Origin of the sequence: Synechococcus sp. R70.1 (assembly GCF_047461675.1) — a bacterium.
In the GTDB taxonomy this organism is placed as follows: Bacteria; Cyanobacteriota; Cyanobacteriia; order Thermostichales; family Thermostichaceae; genus Thermostichus.
The window spans coordinates 25,103-48,437 of sequence record NZ_JANSHR010000008.1 but is presented as its reverse complement, the minus strand read 5'-3'; the positions used below and the strand labels follow the sequence as shown (position 1 = coordinate 48,437).

The 23,335-nt window shown below is 60.6% G+C and carries 23 protein-coding genes and 2 tRNA genes; 11 read left to right on the top strand and 14 right to left on the bottom strand.

The features are described from left to right. The coding region (locus NW807_RS00905) for an Ig-like domain-containing protein (RefSeq protein ID WP_414425021.1) at positions 1 to 1,097 on the bottom strand (1,097 nt) is incomplete at its 3' end. A 441-nt stretch (positions 1,098 to 1,538) separates the two neighbouring features. Here NW807_RS00905 and NW807_RS00900 point away from each other — a divergent pair. From NW807_RS00900 to gatA, 6 genes are all read left to right on the top strand, one after another. Then, positions 1,539 to 1,838, top strand: coding sequence for a ferredoxin (locus tag NW807_RS00900; protein ID WP_414395897.1), 300 nt, complete (start codon positions 1,539 to 1,541; stop codon positions 1,836 to 1,838). Between the two features lie 142 nt (positions 1,839 to 1,980). Further along, the gene (locus NW807_RS00895) at positions 1,981 to 2,298 is read left to right on the top strand and encodes a hypothetical protein (RefSeq protein ID WP_414420573.1); all 318 of its coding nucleotides are present in this window, start codon (positions 1,981 to 1,983) and stop codon (positions 2,296 to 2,298) included. A gap of 70 nt (positions 2,299 to 2,368) precedes the next feature. Continuing rightward, on the top strand, positions 2,369 to 3,007 hold the full coding sequence (locus tag NW807_RS00890; protein ID WP_414425020.1) for a Uma2 family endonuclease: 639 nt from the start codon (positions 2,369 to 2,371) through the stop codon (positions 3,005 to 3,007). Continuing rightward, positions 2,998 to 3,070 (top strand) — tRNA-Ala (locus NW807_RS00885). Before NW807_RS00890 ends, NW807_RS00885 begins: the two co-directional genes overlap by 10 nt. Before the next feature lie 81 nt (positions 3,071 to 3,151). Beyond that, entirely contained in the window at positions 3,152 to 3,490 is a 339-nt protein-coding gene (locus NW807_RS00880; protein ID WP_414395900.1) for a hypothetical protein, read from the top strand. Between the two features lie 45 nt (positions 3,491 to 3,535). After that, the gene (gatA, locus tag NW807_RS00875; RefSeq protein WP_414425019.1) at positions 3,536 to 5,035 is read left to right on the top strand and encodes an Asp-tRNA(Asn)/Glu-tRNA(Gln) amidotransferase subunit GatA; all 1,500 of its coding nucleotides are present in this window, start codon (positions 3,536 to 3,538) and stop codon (positions 5,033 to 5,035) included. Here gatA and psb28 read toward each other — a convergent pair. Genes psb28 through NW807_RS00860 form a run of 3 tightly spaced genes read right to left on the bottom strand, consistent with a single transcriptional unit; the run spans position 5,032 to position 6,985 of the window. Then, the gene (gene psb28, locus NW807_RS00870; RefSeq protein ID WP_414395904.1) at positions 5,032 to 5,346 is read right to left on the bottom strand and encodes a photosystem II reaction center protein Psb28; all 315 of its coding nucleotides are present in this window, start codon (positions 5,344 to 5,346) and stop codon (positions 5,032 to 5,034) included. The genes gatA and psb28 overlap by 4 nt on opposite strands. 26 nt (positions 5,347 to 5,372) lie before the next feature. Continuing rightward, positions 5,373 to 6,545: a glycerate kinase gene (locus tag NW807_RS00865; protein ID WP_414425018.1), complete on the bottom strand. Its 1,173-nt coding sequence runs from the start codon at positions 6,543 to 6,545 to the stop codon at positions 5,373 to 5,375. Between the two features lie 44 nt (positions 6,546 to 6,589). Then, positions 6,590 to 6,985: a DUF760 domain-containing protein gene (locus tag NW807_RS00860; protein WP_414395907.1), complete on the bottom strand. Its 396-nt coding sequence runs from the start codon at positions 6,983 to 6,985 to the stop codon at positions 6,590 to 6,592. Between the two features lie 49 nt (positions 6,986 to 7,034). Between NW807_RS00860 and NW807_RS00855 the strand changes: the two genes are divergently transcribed. Beyond that, complete coding sequence (locus tag NW807_RS00855; protein WP_414425017.1) at positions 7,035 to 7,196, top strand: hypothetical protein; 162 nt, start codon at positions 7,035 to 7,037, stop codon at positions 7,194 to 7,196. On the opposite strand, the gene gyrA is transcribed toward NW807_RS00855, so the two are convergent. After that, positions 7,170 to 9,683 carry a DNA gyrase subunit A gene (gyrA, locus tag NW807_RS00850; RefSeq protein ID WP_414425016.1) on the bottom strand — a complete coding sequence of 838 codons (2,514 nt, stop codon included), beginning with the start codon at positions 9,681 to 9,683 and terminating at the stop codon, positions 7,170 to 7,172. The genes NW807_RS00855 and gyrA overlap by 27 nt on opposite strands. Before the next feature lie 197 nt (positions 9,684 to 9,880). Between gyrA and NW807_RS00845 the strand changes: the two genes are divergently transcribed. Both NW807_RS00845 and NW807_RS00840 read left to right on the top strand, forming a co-directional pair. Further along, the gene (locus NW807_RS00845) at positions 9,881 to 11,572 is read left to right on the top strand and encodes a SulP family inorganic anion transporter (RefSeq protein ID WP_414425015.1); all 1,692 of its coding nucleotides are present in this window, start codon (positions 9,881 to 9,883) and stop codon (positions 11,570 to 11,572) included. A 52-nt stretch (positions 11,573 to 11,624) separates the two neighbouring features. Continuing rightward, the gene (locus tag NW807_RS00840; RefSeq protein WP_414425014.1) at positions 11,625 to 12,464 is read left to right on the top strand and encodes a DUF6671 family protein; all 840 of its coding nucleotides are present in this window, start codon (positions 11,625 to 11,627) and stop codon (positions 12,462 to 12,464) included. Positions 12,465 to 12,591: 127 nt separating this feature from the next. Here the strand turns inward: NW807_RS00840 and NW807_RS00835 are convergent, their stop codons facing one another. The 6 genes from NW807_RS00835 to groES form a co-directional block, all read right to left on the bottom strand. Then, complete coding sequence (locus NW807_RS00835; protein ID WP_414425013.1) at positions 12,592 to 14,172, bottom strand: iron uptake porin; 1,581 nt, start codon at positions 14,170 to 14,172, stop codon at positions 12,592 to 12,594. Positions 14,173 to 14,457: 285 nt separating this feature from the next. Then, positions 14,458 to 14,529 (bottom strand) — tRNA-Val (locus tag NW807_RS00830). 38 nt (positions 14,530 to 14,567) lie between these two features. Then, positions 14,568 to 15,731, bottom strand: coding sequence for a GuaB3 family IMP dehydrogenase-related protein (locus NW807_RS00825; protein WP_414405644.1), 1,164 nt, complete (start codon positions 15,729 to 15,731; stop codon positions 14,568 to 14,570). A gap of 27 nt (positions 15,732 to 15,758) precedes the next feature. Further along, on the bottom strand, positions 15,759 to 16,595 hold the full coding sequence (locus NW807_RS00820; RefSeq protein ID WP_414425012.1) for a DUF429 domain-containing protein: 837 nt from the start codon (positions 16,593 to 16,595) through the stop codon (positions 15,759 to 15,761). A 147-nt stretch (positions 16,596 to 16,742) separates the two neighbouring features. Beyond that, positions 16,743 to 18,377, bottom strand: a complete 1,635-nt coding sequence (gene groL, locus NW807_RS00815; RefSeq protein WP_414405646.1) for a chaperonin GroEL — start codon at positions 18,375 to 18,377, stop codon at positions 16,743 to 16,745. 90 nt (positions 18,378 to 18,467) lie between these two features. Further along, on the bottom strand, positions 18,468 to 18,779 hold the full coding sequence (gene groES, locus NW807_RS00810) for a co-chaperone GroES (protein WP_414393818.1): 312 nt from the start codon (positions 18,777 to 18,779) through the stop codon (positions 18,468 to 18,470). Positions 18,780 to 18,989: 210 nt separating this feature from the next. On the opposite strand from groES, the gene NW807_RS00805 reads away from it, so the two are divergent. After that, a complete protein-coding gene (locus NW807_RS00805) occupies positions 18,990 to 19,802 on the top strand; it encodes a PhzF family phenazine biosynthesis protein (RefSeq protein ID WP_414425011.1) in 813 nt (270 codons plus the stop codon). Positions 19,803 to 19,854: 52 nt separating this feature from the next. Here NW807_RS00805 and NW807_RS00800 read toward each other — a convergent pair whose 3' ends face one another. Both NW807_RS00800 and NW807_RS00795 read right to left on the bottom strand, forming a co-directional pair. Then, on the bottom strand, positions 19,855 to 20,838 hold the full coding sequence (locus NW807_RS00800) for an apocytochrome f (protein ID WP_414393822.1): 984 nt from the start codon (positions 20,836 to 20,838) through the stop codon (positions 19,855 to 19,857). A gap of 142 nt (positions 20,839 to 20,980) precedes the next feature. Then, positions 20,981 to 21,499 (bottom strand): cytochrome b6-f complex iron-sulfur subunit, encoded by a 519-nt coding sequence (locus tag NW807_RS00795; protein ID WP_414394364.1) that lies wholly within the window; start codon positions 21,497 to 21,499, stop codon positions 20,981 to 20,983. A gap of 138 nt (positions 21,500 to 21,637) precedes the next feature. Between NW807_RS00795 and NW807_RS00790 the strand changes: the two genes are divergently transcribed. Further along, positions 21,638 to 21,955, top strand: coding sequence for a DUF3067 family protein (locus NW807_RS00790; protein ID WP_414412145.1), 318 nt, complete (start codon positions 21,638 to 21,640; stop codon positions 21,953 to 21,955). Positions 21,956 to 21,996: 41 nt separating this feature from the next. Here the strand turns inward: NW807_RS00790 and NW807_RS00785 are convergent, their stop codons facing one another. Further along, positions 21,997 to 23,238 (bottom strand): ATP-binding protein, encoded by a 1,242-nt coding sequence (locus NW807_RS00785; protein WP_414425010.1) that lies wholly within the window; start codon positions 23,236 to 23,238, stop codon positions 21,997 to 21,999. Between the last annotated feature and the right edge of the window lie 97 nt (positions 23,239 to 23,335).

Here is a 23,335-nt window from a genome sequence, read left to right as displayed (position 1 = left end):
GCCTGGTTATTCCACACCTCCCTGGCGCACTGTAGCCGCACCTGGTAGAAGCGGGAGCCTGACACCGCCCGCTGCACCCCAGGCCGTACATCTGCTGTACGCGGCCCCGCCGACGTATCGCCCCCCAACACGTTGCCGCTGATGCTCAGAGCCACAAAGGTGGGCGTGGAAGCTGGCGCAAAGAAGTCGCTGGACACCACGTTGTTGGGCGCACCCAAGGTCACTTCCTGGAACACCACGTTGTTGGACGGCAGGTTGTGCGGTGTCGGATCCAGGAAGAAGAAGCCCCGCCCCCGGTCGCCAAAACCAGGAATGGTGGCCGAGTCGTTGGAGGGCAACTGCACCAGCGTTAGTTGCGCCTCCTGCACCACCGCGTTGGCTGGAATGCTGGTTGGAATTGGAAAGGAAAGCACAGCGCGGTAGTCGGAGTAGGTGCCTACCGGGACGTTCTCGGCTGCGCTAGCGCGACGAATGCCAAAGCCCACTGGCACCACAACTGGGTTGGAGAATACCTGCCCGCCAGGCGTAATTGCTGCCAGTTGCGTCGGCAGCAGGCTAATCGGGTCGCCCGAAACAGCCACGTTGCCAGTGGTGAAGGTGGCTACAAAATCTTCCGGCAAACTGCGCCCTGAGGCAAACAGATCTGGCACCGCCCGCGAAATGGTAACCCGATACACCGAGTCATTGCTCAGTGGCTCGTCGAAGGTGATGGTAACTTCGGTGCGGTCGGCGTTAAAGGCGATTCTTCGCGGCGGCACCCTCCCCGCTTGCGGCGCTACGGAAGTAATGCTAAGAGCCTGGGCCAAAGGAGCCTCCCGCACCGGCTCGCTGAAGCGAATGACAATGCGAGTATTAATAGCAACGTTGGTCGCCCCATCCGCAGGGCTGATGCTGATGACGCGGCCTACGGGTGTGGGAGTGGGAGTCGGCGTGGGGGTAGGAGTTGGCGTGGGGGTAGGAGTCGGTGTGGGTACGACAGTGCTGGTGCTGCTTTCTTCACCGCAACCGGTGAGCAACAGGGGCAGCATCACCACTGTGGAAGCGAGAGACAGAGACCCCAGTGACTTCAAGAGCCACTTGTGCATTGTTCCGTTCATGTTGCTCCTCTTAACCAAAAAAGCAGGGTTCGGCTAGACACTTTCCTTAACTTACCCGATTGGCCCGCTTAGGGCAATCTAAGCCTCCTGGAAATAACCAATCGGGGGGAGACGCAGACACGCCTGTTTGGTGGCTAGTCTGTACTACTGTGCTGATCATACAGGCAGATGCAGCAGCTTTGGCAAGAGTTGTCGACTTTTTCCGGGCCAATAGGGGGTGATCTGGGTCACAGACAACGAACATCAGCTTGCTCGAATGGGCGGGGTTGAGGCTTGGCCAAGGCAGCAGGGCAGGTGAGGTGTGACGTGGCCGGAAAGGTTTCTCCGCTCCGACCCTAAGAAACCGGAAGATTTGCCTACTTCTCCAAAAAATGGTGCTTGATCCGGGGCAGAAGGGTGGCAGGATGAGGAGTGGACGTTTTTTCTGGAGACCCAAGCAGGATGGCTGTCTACAAAGTTCGGTTGATCAACGAAGAGCGGGGCCTGGACGTCACCATCGATGTGCCGGACGACGAGTACATTCTGGACGTGGCGGAAGAACAAGGGATCGACCTGCCCTACTCCTGCCGCGCCGGAGCTTGCTCGACCTGTGCTGGCAAGCTGGTGAGCGGCACGGTGGATCAAAGCGATCAATCCTTCCTGGATGACGACCAGATTGCCCAGGGCTATGTGCTGACCTGCGTAGCTTACCCTACCTCTGACTGCACCATCATCACCCACCAAGAAGAAGCCCTTTACTGAACTGATCGAGCTTGAGTTTCCATCCCTACCCTTGGCCCCTCTTCCTAAGGAAGGGGGGTTTTGCTTTGAGCAGCCCCTCTCCCAGAGCGAGAGGTTTAGGGCGGTATGATTTCTGTAGCACCTCAACACCCGCTAGCGATCGATGACACCTGAGCAAGAGCAGTGGCTAATCCGTGCCGTCCAAGAGTTGCAAGCTGCCCAGCAAGAAATGCGCCTTGTCCAACAAAACCAGCAGCTTCTTATTCAGGAACTGCGCGAGGGGCAGGCGATGCTGGCGCAGTTTTTCCGCGAGGCCCTGGATCGCTTTGACGAGCGCACCCGGGCTATTGAGCGCCGCACGGAAGCTCTGGAACGCCGCACGGAAGCGCTGGAGCGCCGCACTGACGAGATGGCGAAAGAGATGAGAGAGATGCGGCAAGAGATCCGGGATCTGCGCCGCGACTTTTTGGAACGGCGCTAGCCCAAGCGACCTCTAGCCCTTCTTCCTAAGGGGTTTTATTTTGGAAGTCTAGGATGACAACAGAGAAGTTATGGCTCTGGCCATGGGATCCGTTTCCGCACCCCCAACAGCTCGCCTGAGCTTGGCGGAATACCTTGCTTATTCAGATGGCAGCGACACCCGCTATGAGCTGGTGGCGGGGGAGTTGGTTCCTATGGCCCTTCCAACCGGACGGCATGTGCAGATTCAAAAGTTTCTCAGCCAGGTTTTCGAGGCAGAGATTGCGCGGCAGCAGTTGCCCTGGACAACAATCCAGGGCGGCCTAGGGATCCAGTCGCCGCGGGGCAACCGCTGGGATACGGTGCGGATCCCGGATGTGGTGGTGCTGCCTTTGCAGCAGTGGCAGGAGATGGGATCCCGAGAGGCGTTGATTCGTCTAGAAGACCCGCCGCCGCTATTGGTGGTGGAGGTGGTGAGCGAGTCCAGCCGGGCAGCAGACTACCGGGCCAAGCGGGCGGAGTACTGCGTCTTGGGGATTGGTGAGTACTGGATTGTGGACCCTTTGGAAGAGAAAGTAAGCCTGCTGCTGTTGCACGAGGGCTGGTACGACCTGCTGGAGCTAAAGGGATCCGAGCGGGTGCCCTCAAAGGTTTTTGTGGGGCTAGAGTTGCAGGCGGGGGAGATCTTGGCTGCCGATTCAGGTTATCCTAGTAAAGGCACGGGGAGTTAGCTCAGTTGGTAGAGCGCTGCGATCGCACCGCAGAGGTCAGGGATTCGAGTTCCCTACTCTCCATTTCCCTTGCCCCTAGTCTCTCTCCCAAAAAGAGGGGGGAGTTGGGGTACGGGGATTTTTTGTTCTGTAGCGCCGCTAGCGATGACACCTGAGCAAGAGCAGTGGTTGATCCGCGCCATCCAGGAACTGCAAGCTTCCCAGCAAGAGCTGAAAGCTGCTCAGCAAGAGATGCGCCTCGTCCAACAAAATCAGCAGCTTCTCATTCAAGAGCTGCGTGAGGGGCAAGCGATGCTGGCGCAGTTTTTCCGCGAGGCCCTGGATCGCTTTGACGAGCGCACCCGGGCTATTGAGCGCCGCACGGAAGCTCTGGAACGCCGCACGGAAGCGCTGGAGCGCCGCACTGACGAGATGGCGAAAGAGATGAGAGAGATGCGGCAAGAGATCCGGGATCTGCGCCGCGACTTTTTGGAACGGCGGTAGCCCAAGCCCTCCAATTGGCATTTGCCCTTCCTTGCAAGTTGGTCTATGTCTGTCATCCGCACCCTCCACCGCCAGTTGGTAGCCAAAGAGCGCTCTGCCGAGGAGATTGCCCGCGAATACCTAGATCGCCTGCACCAACTGGAGCCGCAGCTTAAGAGCTTCATTACCGTCACGGAGGAGCTGGCCCTGCAACAAGCTAGAGCCGTGGACGCCCGCATCCGCGCCGGGGAGGAGATCGGCCCTTTGGCCGGGATCCCCTTGGCTGTCAAGGACAACCTCTGTACCCAAGGGATCCGCACCACCTGCGCTTCCAGGATCCTGGAGGGGTTCATCCCACCCTACGAGTCGACGGTGACGGCGCGGCTGGCAGCAGCCGGCATGGTGATGGTCGGCAAGACCAATCTGGACGAGTTTGCCATGGGCAGCTCCACGGAAAACTCGGCCTTTCAGCGCACGGCCAACCCCTGGGATCTGACGCGGGTGCCGGGGGGATCCTCGGGGGGGTCGGCAGCAGCGGTGGCGGCAGACCAAGCGGTGGTGGCCTTGGGGTCCGATACGGGGGGATCGATCCGCCAGCCGGCAGCTTTTTGTGGCGTGGTCGGCCTCAAGCCTACCTATGGGCTAGTCTCCCGCTATGGGCTAGTGGCCTTTGCCTCGTCTTTGGATCAGGTGGGGCCCTTTGGGCGCACGGTGGAGGATGTGGCCCTGCTGCTGCAGGGGATTGCCGGCCACGACCCTCTGGACTCCACTAGCCTTAGGGTGGAGATCCCGGACTATAGCCAGGCCCTGATCCCCGAGATCAAAGGCTTCAAGATTGGAGTCATCCGCGACCTGCTGGGAGAGGGGTGTGGGGAAGAGACGCGCGCTGCCGTGCAAGCAGCCATCCAACACCTAGAGGAGCTGGGGGCCGAGATCCTGGAGATCGACTGTCCCAGCTTTCGCTATGGCCTGGCTACCTATTACATCATTGCCCCTTCGGAAGCTTCTTCCAATCTGGCCCGCTACGACGGAGTCAAGTACGGCCTGCGGGAGCCTGCCGACTCCCTCTTGGCTATGTATGGCAGGACGCGCGCCCGTGGCTTTGGGCCGGAGGTGAAGCGGCGCATTATGCTTGGCACCTATGCCCTCTCAGCCGGCTACTACGACGCCTATTACCTAAAAGCTCAAAAGGTGCGCACCCTAATCAAGCAGGATTTCCTCAGGGCTTTTGAGAAGGTGGACGTATTGGTCAGCCCCACCACCCCCACGCCAGCCTTCAAAGCGGGGGAGCGGGAGGATCCTTTGAGCATGTACCTGTGCGACCTAATGACGATCCCCGTCAATTTGGCAGGCTTGCCAGCGCTAAGCTTGCCCTGTGGCTTTGCCGACGGCCTGCCCATTGGCCTGCAGATCATCGGCAACGTCTTGCAAGAGAGCAAGGTGCTGCGGGTGGCCTATGCCTACGAGCAGAGCACTGACTGGCACAAGCGCCGCCCCCCGCTAGCGCGGCCCTCGGTTGAAGAGGCGAGGGGGTCCAAGGCCAAACACCAGTCCGGCAGAATTTAGGCCCTGCCCATCTGGTGAGTTGCCGAGAAGCGCTCCATAAAGCGCAGGAAGCGCTCCCACTCGGCTTCGGTTTCCATGTCGTAGACTACCTCCAGGGCTTTGAATTCCCCGTTGAGGAACTTGGCCGTGATGTTGCGGGTAGTTAGCTCCCCCTCTTCGTCAATCATCCGCATGCCGAGGATGTTTTGCGTATCTGTCTTCAACTCCTCGAAGCGAAAAATGGCAGATCCCCGGCTGCCAGTTTTGGATTTCAGCAGCCGTACCTGGGTGGGTACTTCCTCGATGCCGGGAGAAAACTCAATTCTGGCCATGGCTTCCTAGAGTTACGATTCAAGCATTATAGCTGGCAAAAGGCCCGCAACTCTTGAGCAGCCAGCTGCTCTAGGTAATGGCTGGCCTGGCGCTGGGCTGCGGCCACATCCGGGATCCAGTCACAGAGAGCGCCTACCCGGATGGGGTGGGACTGGACTGCCAAGTTGGCTCGGGCGGCAAGGGAGGCCTGGCCACAGAGAATCAAGAGGGGCTTCTGGGCTGCCCTAGCCTGCTGCAGCACCACCCCTACCACTTTGCCCATGGTGCTCTGTTCGTCAAAGCGGCCCTCGCCGGTGACCACGAGATCAGAGCGGCGGATGCGCTCCGCCAGGTTCAACTGCTGAGCCAAAAGCTGGATCCCGGACTCCAGGGTGGCCCCCAAAAAGGCCACCAGCCCTGCTCCTAACCCACCGGCAGCGCCAGCACCAGGGATCCCCTCCACCGCTCGACCCAGGTCGCGCTTGACCACTTCAGCCCAGCGCTGCAGCGCTTGCTCCAATTGCTGCACCTGCTGGGGGGTGGCTCCCTTCTGGGGGGCAAAGACGGCGGCTGCCCCCAGCGGGCCGGTGAGGGGATTTTGCACGTCGCAGAGGCCGCGGATGCGCTTGCCCTGCCAGACCGGCTGCTCAGGTGGCTCGATGCGTGCCAGCCGGGCCAACTCTCCCCCGCCCCAGGCAAGAGGATCCCCCGCTTCATCCAAGAGGCGATAGCCCAAGGCTTGGGCCATGCCTGCTCCTGCATCCACGGTGGCGGATCCCCCCAGCCCTATCCAGATCTCGGCAACGGGCTCCCGACAGGCAACCCGCACCAACTCCCCCAAGCCGTAGGTGGTGGTGCGGGTAGGATCCCGCCGCTCGGGAGGCAGTAAGGTCAGGCCCGCCACCTGGGCTATTTCCAGCAGCGCCCGCTTCCCTGCCACCCCGTACTCGGCCCAGACGGGATCCCCTAGGGGGCCAGTAACCCATAGGCCTTTCTTCTCGCCTCCTAGCGCCGCTAGCCATACCTCCAGCGTGCCCTCTCCCCCATCGGCTAAGGGGAGCAGCTCCACCTCTGCCTCGGGCAAGACCTGGCGGAGGCCCCGGGAAATGCTCTCTGCGGCGGCCTTAGCCGTCAGGGATCCCTTGAAGCTATCCGGGCAGACTAAAATTCGCCGCAGCGGGCGGCTGAGCTGGGATGCCTTGAATGTCCTTGGTGGCACCAGAGGGTGGACTGAGCTGCAGGCCGACAAAGCCTAGCCCCCGGCTACTGAGCGCTTTCGCCTTCTGCCGGCGAAGGTTGATCCGCGCTGGAGGCCTGGGAGGCGTCGATGGCAGCGGGTGAGTTGCCCAAAGACTGCTCCAGGGCCAGGCGCTGCTCCATCACCCGTAGAAAATAGCCCCCCATCATCGCCCCAGAGAGCATCTTTGCCAAACTCTCACGGTTGGTAACGATTTGAACGCCAAATTGGTCGGACGGCAGACTGCCCAGCAGGCTGCGGATGTTATAGCCCAGGATCTCTAGCACTTCTGGAGAAGAATTGCGGGCAATATCCTGAAAAACGCTGGGATCCTGCGCCTGCAGGTATTGCCAGAGCCGGTTGTTGGGGCTAGGCGTCGGCACAGCCTCAAAGCCAGGAATGAAGTTGATTGGGCTGGACATGGAGTCACCAAGCTCCCCAAACACAGCAACTAAAGCCCAACAGGATGGCTTGCCTGATCCGTCAGGCTCTTGCCGCTCCCCCAATTTGGGCTACGCCCAGCTTACCACCTACGCCTTGCCGCCCTCGGTACGGGATCCCACCCTTTTGAGGCGGCAAATGCCGTACCTAAGAGCAGCCGGAGCTCTAGGGCGAGGGATCCCCGACAAATGAGGCCGGCACCACTGTTACCCCGACGATGCTGTCCTCGGGATCCAGGCGCTGCACCAGCACACCCGTTGCCTCGCGCGACTGGGCAGGAATGGCCTTGGCCAGCTGGCGCATGACCATGCCCCTGGCAGTAACCAAGAGGATCTCGTCCTCGGCATTGACGATGCGCAGAGCCGCCAGCTCATCCGACGCCTGGCGGAACTTGGTGGCGATCACCCCCTTGCCGCCACGGTTTTGCTGGCGGAAATGGTCAATGGCCAAGCGCTTGCCCCGACCTTCCTTGGTGATGACCAGCACCCAGGGATTGGCTAGCCGCTCTCCCTCTTGCTCAGCAGCCCTCACCGCCTCGGCAGAGAGAATATCCATGCTGACGATGGCGTCGCCGGCGTTGAGGGTAATGGCCCGCACACCGCGAGCCGGCCGCCCCAGGGGACGCAGTTGCTCGTCGTCAGCCCGGAAGCGAATGCCCATGCCCTGGCGAGTTGCCATGACCACGTCGTCAGCCGGGCGGGCACGGCGCACCCAGCACAACTCGTCACCTTCTTCAAGAGAAATGGCAATCAGGCCATTGGAGCGAACGTTGGCAAAGGCGCTGAGGGCCGTTTTTTTGATGTAGCCCCTACGCGTGAGCATCACCAGGTATTCGTCCTCGCTAAACTCGCCTACGGGCACCATCGAGGTAACCCGCTCTTCCCGGCTCAGCGGCAGCAACTGGACAATGGCACTGCCGCGGGCGGTGCGGCTCCCTTGGGGGATCTGGTAGGCGGGCAGAGTATAGGCCACCCCCCGATTGGTGAAAAAGAGAAGGGTGTCGTGGCTGCAACAGGCAAAAAATTGGGCAATGGCGTCGTCTTCTTTGATGCGGGCGCCAGCCTTGCCGCGGGTGGCTCGTCCTTGCACCCGAAACTCTTCGAGGTCCATGCGCTTGATGTAGCCCTGTTCCGTGAGGAAGATGACCGTCTCGCGGTTTTCGATGAGATCGGCCACCTCCAGCTCACCGTCCTCCAGGCAAAAGCGGGAGCGGCGCGGGCTCCCAAAGCGGGCTTTGAGCTGCAACAGCTCCTCGCGGATAATCTGCATCACCCGTTCCCGCCGGGTGAGAATGTCCCGCAAATCGGCAATTTGCCGCAGCAAGTCCTCGTGCTCGGCCTGGATCTTCTCGGCTTCCAGGGCCGTGAGGCGGCGCAGTTGCATTTGGAGGATGCCTTCGGCCTGCACTTCACTTAGCCCCAGTTGGCTCTGCAGCTCGGCGCGGGCGGTGGCAGGATCAGCCGCTTCCCGAATGAGAGCAATGACCCGATCCAGCTGCCCCAAAGCCACAAGGTACCCCTGGAGCAGGTGAGCTCGCTCCTCGGCTTTCTGCAGCTCGTAGCGGGTGCGCCGCTCGATGAGCTCTACCCGAAAGTCCAGAAAAGTCTGGAGCGCGTCCCGCAACGTCAAGGTGCAGGGCCTGCCGTTGAGGATGGCCAGCATGTTGACCCCAAAGCTGGTCTGCAGGGGGGTCTGTTTGTAGAGGTTGTTGAGCACCACCTGGGGCTGGGCATCCCGCTTCAGCTCAATGACTACCCGCATGCCCCTGCGGTCGCTCTCGTCGCGGATGTCGGCAATGCCCTCCAGTTTTTTCTCATTGACCAACTCGGCAATTTTTTCAATCATGGCTGCCTTGTTGGTCTGGTAGGGCAGCTCGGTGATGACAATGGCCTCTCGCGCTGGCCGGCCCGGCTGCTCGAGGGTTTCGATGGTGGCCACGCCGCGCAGCGTGATGGAGCCGTGCCCGGTGGCGTAGGCTTCGCGGATGCCCTCCTGGCCCAGGATCAGCCCGCCCGTGGGAAAATCTGGCCCAGGGATCCACTGCATTAACTCCAGGCTGCTCAGGTTGGGGTTTTCGATGAGGGCAATCAGGCCGTCCACCAGCTCTCCCAGGTTGTGGGGGGGAATGTTGGTGGCCATGCCCACGGCAATACCGGAAGAGCCGTTCAGCAGCAACTGCGGGATCCGAGCCGGCAGCACCAGTGGCTCCTGCTGGGATCCGTCGTAGTTGTCGACAAAGTCAACGGTGTTAGCGTCGAGGTCCTGCAGCAGGGCTTCCTGGGCAAAGGCCGTGAGGCGGCACTCGGTGTAGCGCATGGCCGCTGGCGGATCGTTGTCAATGGAGCCGAAGTTGCCGTGCCCATCCACCAGGCGCTCCCGCATGGAGAAGTCCTGGGCCATGCGCACCAGGGCCTCGTAAACTGCCTGATCCCCGTGGGGATGGTATTTTCCAATTACATCCCCCACCACCCGAGCGCACTTGCGAAAGGGCCGATCCGCCGTCAGGCCCAACTCGTACATAGCATAGAGAATGCGACGATGCACCGGCTTGAGGCCATCCCGCGCGTCCGGCAAAGCCCTCCCGACAATAACGCTCATGGCGTATTCCAGGTAGGACTGCGTCATCTCCCGCTGCAGGTCAGTGGAGATGATGCGCGCGGCCAACTCGTTGTCGCTCATGGGATGGGAAGAATGCCAGTTAGCTTGACGCAGGCAAGGTAGCCCTAGTCTCAGTCTACCATCGGCCTTGTGAGGAGCTTCCCGCCGGGGCTGCTCGGGGATCCCTGAAGAAGTTCATAGATAAAAGTCTATTCTCTAACTTAGCCTTAGGGTAACCCTCAATGATAGGCTGCCTATAGCGTTGAGAGTGGCAAGGTATGGTACAGGCTGGCGGAGGCAATCTTCTAAGGGGCTGGCGTCAGCGTCTAAGTCTAGAAAACTGGCGCGGGGATCTCTTCGGTGGCCTGACGACGGCAATTGTGTCCTTGCCGATGGCCCTAGCCTTTGGAGTAGCTTCCGGGGCGGGGCCAGTGGCAGGTTTGTACGGAGCGGTGTGTGTGGGCTTTTTTGCGGCCCTGTTCGGCGGTACCCCCACCCTTATCTCCGAGCCCACCGGGCCGATGACGGTGATGATGACAGCAGTCATTGCCAAGGTTACCGCCCGCTATCCCGAGCAGGGGCTGGCGCCGGCCTTCACGGTGGTCATGCTGGGGGGCCTGTTTCAGATCGTGTTTGGATCCCTGAAGCTGGGCAAATACATTACCCTCATGCCCTATAGCGTTATCTCCGGCTTTATGTCGGGGATTGGCTGGATCATGATTTTGCTGCAGATCCCGCCGCTGTTGGGCTACGCCAGCCAGGGGGGAGTCATTGGGGCCGTGCGGAACCTGCCGACCTACCTGCTCAACCTCAAGGTGCCGGAACTAGGGTTAGGTCTGCTAACGCTGGCAATCCTTTTTGGCTATCCCAAGCCTTGGCGGCGGGCGGTGCCGCCCCAGTTGGTGGCCCTGGTGCTGGGAACGTTGGTGGCCAGCTTGTTCATGGCGGATTGGGATTTGCGGCGCATTGGCCCCATCCCCACCGGCTTGCCGCAGGTGCAATGGCCCCAGCTGCCCTTTGCTGCCTTGGCCAGCCTGGTGTTGGACGGGGTGATGCTGGGCATGCTGGGCTGCATCGATACCCTCTTGACGGCGGTGATTGCCGACAACCTCACGCGCACCCGCCACGACTCTGACCAAGAGCTGATTGGGCAGGGAATTGCCAACCTGGTCTCTGGCTTCCTGGGGGGCTTGCCGGGGGCCGGCGCCACCATGGGCACGGTGGTAAATATCCAGTCGGGGGGACGTACCCCCTTGGCCGGTATCCTCCGCGCCCTCATCCTCTTGATGGTGGTGCTGTTTGCTGCTCCCCTGACCCAAGGGATCCCGATGGCCGTGCTGGCGGGGATTGCTTTCAAGGTGGGGGTGGACCTCCTCGACTGGAGCTTCCTGAAGCGGGCCCACCGCCTCTCCCTCAAAGGGGCAGCCATTATGTACGGGGTGATGTTCATGACCGTATTTGTGGATCTCATCGCCGCCGTGGGAGTGGGGGTGTTCGTGGCCAACTTGCTCACCATCCAGCGCCTGAGCGAGCTTCAGTCGGAAGAGGTGAAAGCCATTACCGATGCGGACGATGCCGTAGACCTCACCCCGCGGGAAAAGGAATTGCTGCGCCAGGGCCGCGGCCAGGTGCTGTTGTTTTACTTGAGCGGCCCGATGATCTTCGGGGTTTCCCAGGCCATTTCCCGCCAATATCAGGCGGTAGCCTCCTGCCAGGCTTTGGTGGTGGACCTATCGGATGTGCCAATGCTGGGGGTTTCGGCGACCCTCTCCCTGGAAAATGCCATTCGCGAGGCCCTAGATCGCGGCAAACAGGTGTGGATTGTCGGCGCCAGAGGCCGCATCCAGCAGCGCTTGGAAAGCCTACGTTTGCCCCTGCCGGCGGAGCGGTTTGTGGAAAGCCGAGAGGCCGCTTTGGCCGAGGCCGTCGCCCACTTGGGCTTGGCGGCAAAACCCAGCCCCCTAGTTTGAGCCATCTCGACTGGCCCGAGGACAAAAGCTGTAGGCTTTTTGCAGCACCTCTATGGACTGGAAGGGTCGGATTGCCTACTTGGCAACCCTGCATCGCAAAGAGGAGGTGATTGCCCCTCTCTTGGCCGAGCATCTGGGGATCCAGGTGCAGGTGATACCTCTAGACACCGACCAATTCGGCACCTTCTCGCGGGAGCGCCCCCGGCCAGGGGATCCCCTCCACACCCTACGTCTAAAGATCGAGAGAGCCCGCCAAGCTTACCCTGCCCCCTTGGTTTTGGCCAGCGAGGGATCCTTCGGCCCCCACCCCCAGATCCCTTGGATTCCTTGGAACCAGGAATGGGTCATGCTCAGGGTTTTTGAATCCGGCGCGGATCCCTTGGAGCTGGTGGGCTATGCGGAAAGCACCCAAACCAATTTCAGCCATCGCTGGGTGCAAAGTTTTGCGGAAGCGCTTGACTTTGCCCAAAAAGTCGGTTTCCCCGAGCATGCCCTGATCGCCCTCGACCAGCCGGAAAACCCCCAAGTTATCCACAAAGGGATCCAAGACGAAGCAACCCTGAGGCAGGTGGTGGAGGAGCTGCTGGCCCGGCAGCAGGGGCTGCACCTGGAAACCGACATGCGGGCCCTGTACAACCCAACCCGCCTGCAGGTCATCGCGGCAGCCACCCAAAACCTCATTGCCAAAGCCCAAAGCCTTTGCCCAGCCTGCGGCACTCCCGGCTACTGGCGCATCCGCCCCCTGGCAGGCTTGCCCTGCGGCCAGTGTGGTGCTCCCACCCCTGTAACCAAGGCATGGATCTATGGCTGTGCCCGCTGTTCCCACACCCACACCGAGCCTGTGGCAGAGACTTGGGCGGATCCGGCTCAGTGTGCCTTTTGTAATCCCTAGCTTTGTCCCAGGCTTGACGTCAAGCCCAGGCTTTCATCCCCCCAGAGGGGCTGATGTAAGAAAATAGGGATCCAACCCAGTGGATCCCTACTTAGCAACTTGGATGTCAGCGCAGGGATTTTAAGAACTAGAAAGTAAACACAGCTCGCAAAGCCCCCACGCCAATGGTTGGGTCGTTGTCTCCTGGCCTGCCGCCGTTGGGGTTGCTTACAAAATAGGCAGCAGGTGTCAAGGTAATGTACTCATTGACCGGGAAGCTGTAGTAGACGTCCACTACGAAGGGGCGGGTATCCCACACTCCGTCGTTGTCTGTGGTCACGATTGGCTGGCCGAAGACCACACCACCTTTGGCACCCTCCACGAACAGATCCGGGAAGACAAAGCCAAACAGCCAGCCGTTGAAGCCTTCGTCACCTGGATCGATAGTGCCAGCCGGTACCACATTAGGCAGGTTGTAATCGACATTGCCAGCGGTGAACCAGCCGGACACCGTAATCCGTGGACTTACATCCCACTTAGCGGCCACCGTAAAGGCATTGACCCGCGCAGAGGTGGTTACCTCAGTCCGGCGCAGCGGCCCTCGGAAGAGGTTACTGCCGGTGGCCAAGAAGCTGGGGCCTTTTGTAGCATCCTGCAGATAGGTGGTGGCGAACTGCAGGTAGAACTCCAGCTCTTTTGTAGGCAAAAAGCCCAGCTCCACCGTGTGAGCGCTGTCGTTGCCCGTCAAACCGCTGTCACCAAAGCCTCTGCCTAAGGCCTGGGCGCCGCGAGTGCTGTAGGCGTAGGCTAAGCGAAGCTGGTCGCTGAGACGATAGCGGAAGCCAAACAGCGTTCCACTAGGCACATCTCCCGTGGAGTTGGGAAGGTCGGCAAAGTCAGAAAGGGCATCGAAGGGAACGCTGTATTGAAGGACGCTGGACACCCCTGTGCCTGTGATGCCGGCGTAAATGGTGGCAGCGCGGTTAAAGGCAGGGAACTGATAGACCAACTGGGCCAGGGTGAAAGTGCCACCGCCACCACCGCCAAAGCCAACGCCTGGATCCCCAGAGAAGAAGGCGGTTACCGCATCGCGAGCCTGCAGGCGGATGCGCAAACGGTCGCGGCCAGCAAAGGAGGCGTCGAAGTTCAGCCGCACCCGATAGGGCAGGGTCATGTTGGCTTGGTTCTGCTCAGCCACAACCCTTCCCCCAACAACCCGATCTTCTGTCAGGGCGCTGCCCAGAATAGCCGTAATCACCTGGGCATTCAACTTGGTAACCGGGTTGAAGACCTTGCCTTTGAGGTCGTTAATATCGGCCTCTGCTGCCTCTACCCGCCCCCGTAGAGCCGCCAGCTCAGCCGCAAACTCCTCCTGCAGCCGCTGCAGCGTAGCCAAGTCCTCTTTGGAAACCTTGTCGGCTAGCCCAGCAGCGATCAGCTCGTTGATGCGATCCAAGCAGGCGTTCATCCCAGCGGCAAACTCATAGCGGGTCATGGCCCGGTTGCCGCGGAAGGTGCGGTCGGGGTAGCCGGCAATACAGCCGTAACGCTCGACCAGAGATTGCAGCGCCTGGAAAGCCCAGTCAGTAGGCTGCACATCCGAAAGTTCAGAGATGGAGGTGACAGGCCCCGTCGCTTGGGCATAGGCCACCCCAGGGGTCAAGACTGCCGCTGCACCTAGAGTCCCAGCCAGCAGCGTTTTCCAGTAGTTCGCGTGTTTTGCGGGCATGTTTCTCTCCTTGTTCTCTGTCCTCACACCTGTCTTGGCTGTAGCAGTGCCTTCTAAAAGTAACAGGCCGTCTACCTCGAGAGCGAGCCTGACAATTGCGGACTTTAGAAGAACAACATAGTACAGCCCCAGTCCATACCGTCTACCACTTTACACACTTTTTGAGCCAGACTCAATGCGAGATCCCCAGGGCTAGATAATTCAGGCTCCACACCCATTACTCTACCCCAGGGATCCGGCCCTGGCTAGCGGGTGTATCCCCCAAGCTGCCAGCCTGGATAGGGATGGGCGGTACCGGACTCGAACCAGTGACATCCTGCTTGTAAGGCAGGCGCTCTACCGCTGAGCTAACCGCCCTTGGGGATCCCGGCTACTGAGTTTAGCATTGGCGGGCGCTATCTCCCCATGCCCAGGCTCTGGGCTTTCTGGTACACCTTGCCCTCGGTGAGCAGGGAAGGGGCAATGCAGATCTCCACCTGCTGCATTTCCTTGAGGTTGGCAGCGCCCAGGGTGGCCATGCTGGTGCGCAGAGCACCCCAGAGGTTGTGGGTGCCGTCATCGAGGCGGGCGGGGCCGCACAAGATTTCTTCCAGGGTGCCGGTGCATCCCACGCGGATGCGGGTGCCGCGGGGCAAGACGGGGCTAGGAGTGGCCATACCCCAGTGAAAGCCGCGACCGGGCGCCTCTTGGGCACGGGCCAAAGGGGATCCGATCATCACTGCATCGGCCCCACAGGCAATGGCCTTGCAAATGTCGCCACCGGTCACCAATCCCCCATCGGCAATCACAGGGACATAGGTGCCGGTTTCCGCCAAAAACTGCTCCCGTGCAGCAGCACAGTCGGCAATCGCGGTAGCCTGTGGCACCCCCACCCCCAACACGCCGCGGGAGGTACAGGCAGCCCCCGGGCCGATGCCCACCAGGACCCCCGCTGCTCCTGCTTGCATTAGCTCTAGGGCCACCTCGTAGGTGACGCAGTTGCCCACCACTACGGGAATGGGCATAGAGCGGCAGAACTGGGCCAAATCGAGCTTTTGCATGCCCTCAGGCACCTTGTGGTGGACGGAAACCACAGTGGCCTGGACGAAAAACAGATCCCCCCCCGCTTCCGCGACCAGGGGGCCGTATTGGGCAGCGTGGGCGGGCACACAGCTAGCGGCAGCAATGGCGCCAGCAGCTTTGATCTGGCGAATGCGCTCTTGGATTAGCTCTGGCTTGACCGGCTCGCTGTAGAGGCGCTGCATCAGGGGGACGAACTCGTCTTTGCCAACTGCGGCAATCTGCTCCAGCACCTCGTCGGGATCCGCGTAGCGAGTTTGGATCCCGTCTAGGTTCAGCACTCCAAAAGCTCCCAGCTTGGAGAGCAAAATCGCCATCTTGACGTCCACCACGCCATCCATGGCGCTGGCAATGATGGGGATGGGTCGTTGGATCCCTCCTATAGTGAAGTGGGTATCCACCAGGCTGGGATCCAGGGTTCGCCTGCCCGGCACCAGCGCAATCTCATCCAGTCCGTAAGCCCGTCTTGCCTGTCGATTGCGGCCCAGTTGGACGTTCATTTCTTTCCTCTTTAGCAAGAGGATCCCTTAATTAATCATGCCGCCAAGGAGGTCTCTAAAGCCAGAGAAAGTTTTGGAGTCAACTGGCTTCTTGGGCAAGGGTGTGAAGATGTGCCCTTCCTGCAGACTTCCGAAGCTGTGGCAGCGCTGGGATCCCCAGCGGAAGCCGTAGAGGGCAATGTAGGCGCACATCAAGGCATCGACTTGGTCTTCGTAGTTTTTGAGCTGGCGGCCCCTGAGGGATCCCACCTCCACTTGGAGCAGGGGCTCGTGGCCCTGCAGAGAGGGATCGGCGCTGGCCAAGGCGCGCAGATGTTGCTGGTACAGCCGCCAGGCCTGTTCTCGCTCCTGCCAGCTGCGGCGGGGACGCGCCTTGTAGGGGAGGCTGCGGCTAAGGCCAAACAGGCTCACGATGGCACTGTGGGGGAAGACTTCAGTAACTTGACGGGCCAAGCGCCCCTGCTCGATGCTGGCCTGCTCCTGAAAGCCATAGCGGGCGAGGGCTTGCACCAGCGCTTCTCCTCGCACCTGGCCATTTCTTTCCAGAAGCCGGCGGTTGGCCGGGTGAGCGCCAGCAGCGTAGGGTCGAAACACACGGTTGAGTTCGGCTTCTGCCTGCCGCTGGCCCCTCAAGTTAGGAACGCGCAAGGGAGCATCCACTGCCACCAGGCAGGGATCCCCTCTAGCTTGGGCTTGGATGTAGTCCACAATTTCCTCATTGGTCCCCAGAAGGCGGCTGTCCAGGAGGTAGCCTGTCAGGTTTTGAATGGCGGGATCCAGAATCTCCACCTCCAGCGTCGCCACCCCCGAAGGGTTGCGGGCTGACCAGGCCAGATCTAGGCCAATGCAGACTAACCGTGCCACGCCGCCTTCTCCTCTGCGCCCCCTGGGATAAGGAAAAGGGATCCCACCTGGGATCCCGAAAGATTATTTCAGGCAGTCAACTCTACCCCGGCCAGGCAGCAGACTCTCTGCTACCTGGAGAAGCCGTTGCCTCTTCGTGCCAGGGGATTAGTAGTCGTAGTCATCCGCGCCGCCGCCACCGCCAGCTGGCTTGTTGTTCTTGGGCTCGGGCTTGTCCACCACAATAGCTTCGGTGGTGAGCACCATGCCGGCAATCGAGGCAGCGTTTTGCAGGGCAGAGCGGGTGACTTTGGCCGGGTCAACGATACCCGCTTCGAACATATCCACATAGGCGTCGTTCTGGGCATCGTAACCCACTGTGAAGGGCTTCTCTTTCACCCGCTCCAGCACAATCGAGCCGTTCTGGCCGGCGTTCTCGGCAATGCGGCGCAGCGGAGCGCCCAGAGCACGGGCCACCAGCATAGCCCCCACCAGCTCATCGCCGGACAGGTTGGCCTGCGCCCACTCCGTAACCGCCGGAATCAGGTGGGCCAGAGTGGTGCCGCCGCCGGGGACGATCCCCTCTTCTACCGCCGCCTTGGTGGCGTTGATGGCATCTTCCAGGCGCAGCTTGCGATCCTTCATTTCCGTTTCGGTGGCCGCGCCCACCTTAATCACCGCCACACCGCCAGCTAGCTTGGCCAGGCGCTCTTGCAGTTTTTCTTTGTCGTAGGTGGAGTCAGTCTCTTCAATTTGGCGACGGATTTGCTCGCAACGGGCTTTCACCGCCGCTTCGTTGCCCTCCGCCACGATGGTGGTGTGGTCCTTGGTTACCGTGACGCGGCGAGCCGAGCCAAAGGACTCAAGACGCGCGTTCTCCAACTTCAGGCCGCGCTCCTCGCTAATCACTTCGCCGCCGGTGAGGATGGCGATGTCCTCCAGCATGGCCTTGCGGCGATCCCCAAAGCCAGGCGCTTTCACCGCCACCACGCTCAGCACGCCCCGCAGCTTGTTCACCACCAAGGTGGCCAGGGCTTCCTTCTCAATGTCTTCGGCGATGATCAGCAGCGGACGACCAGCGCGGGCCACTTGCTCCAGAACCGGCACCAGGTCTTGCACCAGGGTAATCTTCTTGTCGGTGATCAGGACGTAGGGGTTCTCCAGAACCGCCTCCATCCGCTCCGTGTCAGTGACGAAGTAGGGGGAGATGTAGCCTTTGTCAAAGCGCATCCCCTCCGTCACTTCCAGCTCGGTGGTCATGGACTTGCCTTCTTCTAGGGAGATCACCCCCTCGCGGCCCACTTTTTCCATGGCCTCGGCAATCATGCGGCCCACTTCCTCATCGTTGCCAGCGGAAATGGCCGCCACCTGGGCAATGGCTTTGGAGTCTTCTACTGGGCGGGCATGTTCAGCAATTTTGTCCACTAGGAACTTCACCGCCTTGTCAATGCCGCGCTTGAGGGCGATGGGGTTGGCGCCAGCAGCCACGTTCTTGAGCCCTTCTTTCACCATGGCGTGGGCCAAGACCGTAGCTGTAGTGGTGCCGTCGCCAGCGATGTCGTTGGTTTTAGAGGCAGCTTGACGGATGAGAGAAACTCCCGTGTTTTCAATGTGGTCTTCCAGCTCAATTTCTTTGGCAATGGTTACCCCATCGTTAACAATCTGGGGTGCGCCAAATTTTTTCTCCAGCACCACGTTGCGCCCTTTGGGGCCAAGGGTAACGGCTACGGCCTCTGCCAAAATGTCCATGCCGTGTTCAAGAGCGCGACGGGCTTCTTCGCTGAAAATAATCGACTTAGCCATAGTTAACCTCCAACAGTCAGCCAACGAAGGATAAGCTAGAAGCTAGCAGCAGTTGGTCTCTTTTACAGCACTTGCTGCCTCTTGCTAGAACTACTGAACAATGGCGAGGATGTCCCGCTCAGCTAGCAGCACATACTCCTCGGTACCCAGCTTCACCTCCGTGCCGGCGTACTTGGAGTAGAGCACTCTGTCGCCTACTTTCAGCTCTATTGGAATAACCTTGCCATCGTCATTGCGCTTGCCAGGACCGACCGCAACCACTTCCCCTACTTGGGGTTTCTCTTTGGCAGTGTCAGGCAAAAAGATCCCGCCTGCGGTTTTCTCATCCTGCTGGGCAACTTTCACCAGCACACGGTCGCCCAGCGGTTTCAGCGTAGAGACGTTCAGCGTTACTGCAGCCATACTAAGTGTCCTCCGTGATGCCTATGGCAGGAAGTCAAAGGGTGATTGAGGAGTCAACTAAACTTGCATCCATTGAGGCTTTAGCACTCTCGGCTTCCGAGTGCTAGTTTATCAGTCAGCTCTGCAGCCTGACAATAGCTGCAACGACAGACGAGGCGGTTGGGTGTGGATCTCCCGACTTCCTCTGCGCCTTTTGGGGGAGGAGAGGCGGTGCGAATTCCCTTGTTTCAGGTGGATGCCTTTACGGCAGTGCCCTTTAGGGGCAATCCGGCAGCGGTTTGCTTGCTGTCCCAGGAGCTGCCGCAGGAGCTGTTGCAGGCAATTGCGGCAGAGAACAATCTGTCGGAAACAGCTTTTTTGCTGCCCCAGGGATCCTGGGATGGCCTCCCCCACTACAGCCTGCGCTGGTTTACCCCCACAACGGAAGTGGATCTCTGTGGGCACGCCACCCTAGCTGCTGCCCATGTGCTCTTGAGCGAAGTTCACCCAGAAGCTCAGGAGGTGGCCTTCTCCACCCGCAGTGGCCAGGTGTTGGTGCGGCGGCAAGGAAAGCGGCTAGCGATGGATTTCCCCTCCCAGACTCCCCAACCTTGGCTGGAAGCGCAAGAACAGGTGGCGGCGGCCTTGGGGATCCCTCCTCTAGAGTTGTACCGCGGCAGCATGGGGGTAGCGGTGCTGGCTTCGGCGCAGCAGGTGCGGCAAGTCCAGCCGAATCGGGCTCAGGTGGAGGCGCTCTCTGTCTCCGGGTTAATCGTCACCGCTGCCGGAGCAGATTTAGAGGAGGGAGCGGATTTTGTTTGCCGCGTTTTCGCCCCCCGCTTGGGGATCTCGGAGGATCCCGTAACCGGCTCTGCCCAGTGTCTGTTGGCGCCTTATTGGTCGGAGCGGCTGGGTCGAACTGAGCTCAGGGTGCGGCAGCTCTCGACGCGGGGGGGTGAGCTCTGGTGTCGCTATCTCGGCGCTCGGGTGGAGATTGCCGGGCAGGCAGTGCTGGTGATGGTGGGAGAGCTGAGGATTCCTTAGAAAAAACACCCCGGCTGGTTCCGAGGTGCTGGGAATGATGGGAAGGGTGGGGCTAGCCCAAAAGTTCTGCCGCCTGAATAAGTTCCACTTGCTTTTTCTTGAGTACCAAGAGAAGCTGAGTGATAGCCACTGCCGCCAGGAAGGCCACCATCCACTTCACCCGATCCGGGCTCTGCAGCACCAGATCCCGCTCCACTTGGCCAAAGCCGCCCACGTTGGGGTTGTTGGTAACCGGATCCCCTTCTTTGACGCTGTCGCCAATGTTAACCACCAACTCCGGCCCCGGCGGCACCACCAGATGCTGGATACCGTTCTCAGTTTCGAAGCTGAGCACTCGCGTGCCCGGCAACTCGTATTCGGGTGGCACCAGGGCGGCCAGCTCTGCCGGCAGGTCGCTAAGATCCGACTCGATAGTGGCGATGCTGGTCAGGCGGCCGGTGGCGGGAGCGCGGAAGACGTTGTTGTTGCTGAGGCTGCCATCGGGGTTGATCTGGCCACGGCCCCGGTTGGCGCCAATGTAAACCCGATATTTCATGAAAGCCACTGAGGGATCCTCTTTCGGGTCAGGGGCTACCACCGGGAAGACGATTTCCTGGTGCTGCTCACCGGGCAACGGCCCCACCAGGAGGATGTTGGGCTTCTGGTCACTGTAGGGAGTGATGTAGGTCTCAGCGGTCTCCTGCCGCTGCTTTTCGGTCATTTCCTCCTCGGTGGCCAGGCGGAAGCCCTCTGGCAAGATCACCACCGCGCCAACATTCAAGCCGCCCTTGCTGCCATCTGCTAGCACCTGCTGCTTGCTTAGGTCGTAGGGAATCCCAACTTTAATGGTGAACACCTGGCCGGGGGTAACCGCCTGCGGCACTTCAGCCCGGACAGGCATGGCGTTCAGGTGGCAGTTGGCGCAGACAATTTTCCCTGTTGCCTCGCGGGGGTTATCGTAGGCCATCTGGGCATAGTAGGGGTAGGCTGCTGCTGGCGGAGATGCTACGACCATTAGCAGCAGCGCACACAAGGCCAAGAAAAAAATTCGCTTCATAAGCTCAACTCAAAATTGCAATTCCAATCTGCAAAAGCTCTTTGGATCCTTTCCTCGAGAGCCTGTGGACGCTTTGGCCAAGACCAACGCCGTGCCCTCTTCAGGCTTTCCTCTCGCCACCGCCAGCCCTGCAATGGCGCGTTTAGGCCTCGCGGAAATCGGGGCCCTGCCAAGGGCTAAAGCGAATGTTGTCGCCGTCCACCGTGGCGCTGACTAGCTCTAGCGAGCGGGGAGCCGGTCCCCGGATGACCTTGCCATTGGCTGCATATTGGGATCCGTGACAGGGGCACTTGAAGAGGTTTTCTCCTGCATTCCAGGGCACCACGCAGCCGAGGTGGGTGCAGACAGCGTTGAGGCCGTAGTTAGCCACCGCTCCATTGTCGATCACGATGTAGGTGGGATCTCCCTTCAAGCCCTGGGCCAGAACGCGATCCGTAGCCGCGTGGGTAGCTAGCAGCTCGCTGACGCGAATTGGCCTGCCGAGGGCATCTTGGGCAATTACCCCCTCCCCTGTCCCACCGGCAGAGGGAGGAATGAAATACTTCACCACCGGGTAGAGGGCACCCACGACCACCACCCCCACCGAGCCGCTGAGAAGGGCGTTCAAGAGAACCCGCCGGCTCATGGGGGGCGCCTCAAAGTTGCTCATCGCTTCGGTCATAATGGTCAGGAAAGCCTGAGAAGTTTTAACGTTCGTTGACAAACGACACCATCCTAACCGAGCCCCCTAGCCAATTTCATTAAGAAATGCAAAGCTAGGAGCAGCTCGAGGGGGAGGCCGATGCATCCAAGCCAACCTATGAGGGGATCCGAGTTGCAAGCTTTGCTGCGGGAGAAGTGGGGCTGCTCCTACGACGTGCAGCTGCGCCGCATGGGGGGTAGGGTGGTGTTGTTGGTGATGTGGCGCTACCTAGAGCAGCCCTCTTTCCCCTTGACGGAGGCCGAGTATCTGGCTCGCCTGGAGTCGGTGATGGCTCATCTGCAGGCTTGGGGTGTGTGGGAAACGGTGCGGCGAGAAATTGAGGCTACCCGCCAGAAACCTCGCATAGGCAAGGCGGTGGCCATTCCTCTGAATTTGCAAGGGGTGGGAGAGCGGGCCTGCGAGTGGCTGCTGTAGCCTGGCTCTTCTCTACAACGGAAAACTCCACCGGCTTGCGGCTATCCAACTTCCACCAGGCCGGCCTGCAGGGCCTGCAAAAACTGGCGGGCGGTGCGACCGGAGAAGCCGTTCTGCTGCTGAGCCCAGATCAGCGCTTGGCGGCGCAAGGTATCTAAAGGCTGAGAGAGGCCCAGCCGCTGCGCCAAGTGTTCCACCGTAGCCAGATAGTCGGCTTGGCTAAAAGGGGCAAAGGTAAGGGTAAGGCCAAAGCGATCCCGCAGCGACAGCTTTTCCTGCACCGTATCCCAGGCGTGGATCTCTTGATCTTGGGGGTTGGGACGATCGCCAAAAAACTCGCGGATAAGGTGGCGGCGGTTGCTGGTGGCATAGAGGCGCACATTGGGCGGCGGTGGAATGAGATCTCCCTCCAAGAGCACCTTGAGCTGCTTAAACTCGGTTTCGTCCGCCTCAAAGGAGAGGTCGTCTACAAATAGGACAAAGGGCAGCGCCTGCTGTCGCAGCTCCGCCAAGATCTCCGGCAACTGCATCAAGTCTCTGGGTCTTAGCTCCAGTAGGCGCAGTCCCTGCGGGCCGTAGCGGCGCAACAACGCCTTCACCAGCGAAGACTTGCCGGTGCCCCGCGCTCCGTAGAGCAACACATGCAAAGCCGGATCCCCCCGCAGCAGCGCTTCGGTGTTGGCGGCCAGCTGCTGTTTCTGCCGTTCGTAGCCGTAAATCTCTTCCCATTCGGGCAAGTCGGGAGCAGGGATCCCTTCTAGCCCTGCTGGCCCCCAGCGAAAGGCCCAATAGCGGCCACAGAGCCCTGCCCCTGCTTGGCGGTAGTGGGCAATCAAGGCCTCTAGGCTCTGGCCCCAATCGGCCAAGGGGCGAGGATCCCAGCCAGAGCTGCTGCTGTTTTCATCTGGCCAGGAGATCCCTAGGCCCAGCGCCTGCATTTGCTCGGCGATCGTCTCCTGGCTATTGGCTAGGATTTGCAGGCAACGGAGATCGTGGCGGGCCGCTTGCAGAAGGGGTGCTGGGATCCCTTGCGGTTGCAGCGCCGCCCGCGAGAAAGGGTTATCGGCCCAGCGGATCTCCCGGATCAGCCACTCCCGCCAGCTCAAGCCCTGCTGGGCCAAAAGCTCAAACCAACGCCCATAGGCTCTCCAGCAGGGCAAGGGATCCCCGCTCATCAACTGCTGAATGAGCTCCTGCCAGGCTAGGGCCAGGGGATGGGCGCAGATGTCCCGAAACACCAGCAGCCTAGCCGCCGCTTCCGCCGCTTCTTCTAGGGGAGTCATTACGGCCCGCTACCCCAAGCCTTGCGCCAAGAGGGCTGCCTCCAAGTAGCGCGAAGGGGCACCCTACTACCTACTATGCAACAAACCTTAACCCTGG

Coding starts and splice junctions, on each gene's coding strand:
- NW807_RS00900 (WP_414395897.1), top strand. CDS start 1,539: ATGGCTGTCTACAAAGTTCGGTTGATCAACGAAGAGCGGGGCCTGGAC.
- NW807_RS00895 (WP_414420573.1), top strand. CDS start 1,981: ATGACACCTGAGCAAGAGCAGTGGCTAATCCGTGCCGTCCAAGAGTTG.
- NW807_RS00890 (WP_414425020.1), top strand. CDS start 2,369: ATGGCTCTGGCCATGGGATCCGTTTCCGCACCCCCAACAGCTCGCCTG.
- NW807_RS00880 (WP_414395900.1), top strand. CDS start 3,152: ATGACACCTGAGCAAGAGCAGTGGTTGATCCGCGCCATCCAGGAACTG.
- gatA (WP_414425019.1), top strand. CDS start 3,536: ATGTCTGTCATCCGCACCCTCCACCGCCAGTTGGTAGCCAAAGAGCGC.
- psb28 (WP_414395904.1), bottom strand. CDS start 5,346: ATGGCCAGAATTGAGTTTTCTCCCGGCATCGAGGAAGTACCCACCCAG.
- NW807_RS00860 (WP_414395907.1), bottom strand. CDS start 6,985: ATGTCCAGCCCAATCAACTTCATTCCTGGCTTTGAGGCTGTGCCGACG.
- gyrA (WP_414425016.1), bottom strand. CDS start 9,683: ATGAGCGACAACGAGTTGGCCGCGCGCATCATCTCCACTGACCTGCAG.
- NW807_RS00845 (WP_414425015.1), top strand. CDS start 9,881: ATGGTACAGGCTGGCGGAGGCAATCTTCTAAGGGGCTGGCGTCAGCGT.
- NW807_RS00840 (WP_414425014.1), top strand. CDS start 11,625: ATGGACTGGAAGGGTCGGATTGCCTACTTGGCAACCCTGCATCGCAAA.
- NW807_RS00835 (WP_414425013.1), bottom strand. CDS start 14,172: ATGCCCGCAAAACACGCGAACTACTGGAAAACGCTGCTGGCTGGGACT.
- NW807_RS00825 (WP_414405644.1), bottom strand. CDS start 15,731: ATGAACGTCCAACTGGGCCGCAATCGACAGGCAAGACGGGCTTACGGA.
- groL (WP_414405646.1), bottom strand. CDS start 18,377: ATGGCTAAGTCGATTATTTTCAGCGAAGAAGCCCGTCGCGCTCTTGAA.
- groES (WP_414393818.1), bottom strand. CDS start 18,779: ATGGCTGCAGTAACGCTGAACGTCTCTACGCTGAAACCGCTGGGCGAC.
- NW807_RS00800 (WP_414393822.1), bottom strand. CDS start 20,838: ATGAAGCGAATTTTTTTCTTGGCCTTGTGTGCGCTGCTGCTAATGGTC.
- NW807_RS00795 (WP_414394364.1), bottom strand. CDS start 21,499: ATGACCGAAGCGATGAGCAACTTTGAGGCGCCCCCCATGAGCCGGCGG.
- NW807_RS00790 (WP_414412145.1), top strand. CDS start 21,638: ATGAGGGGATCCGAGTTGCAAGCTTTGCTGCGGGAGAAGTGGGGCTGC.
- NW807_RS00785 (WP_414425010.1), bottom strand. CDS start 23,238: ATGACTCCCCTAGAAGAAGCGGCGGAAGCGGCGGCTAGGCTGCTGGTG.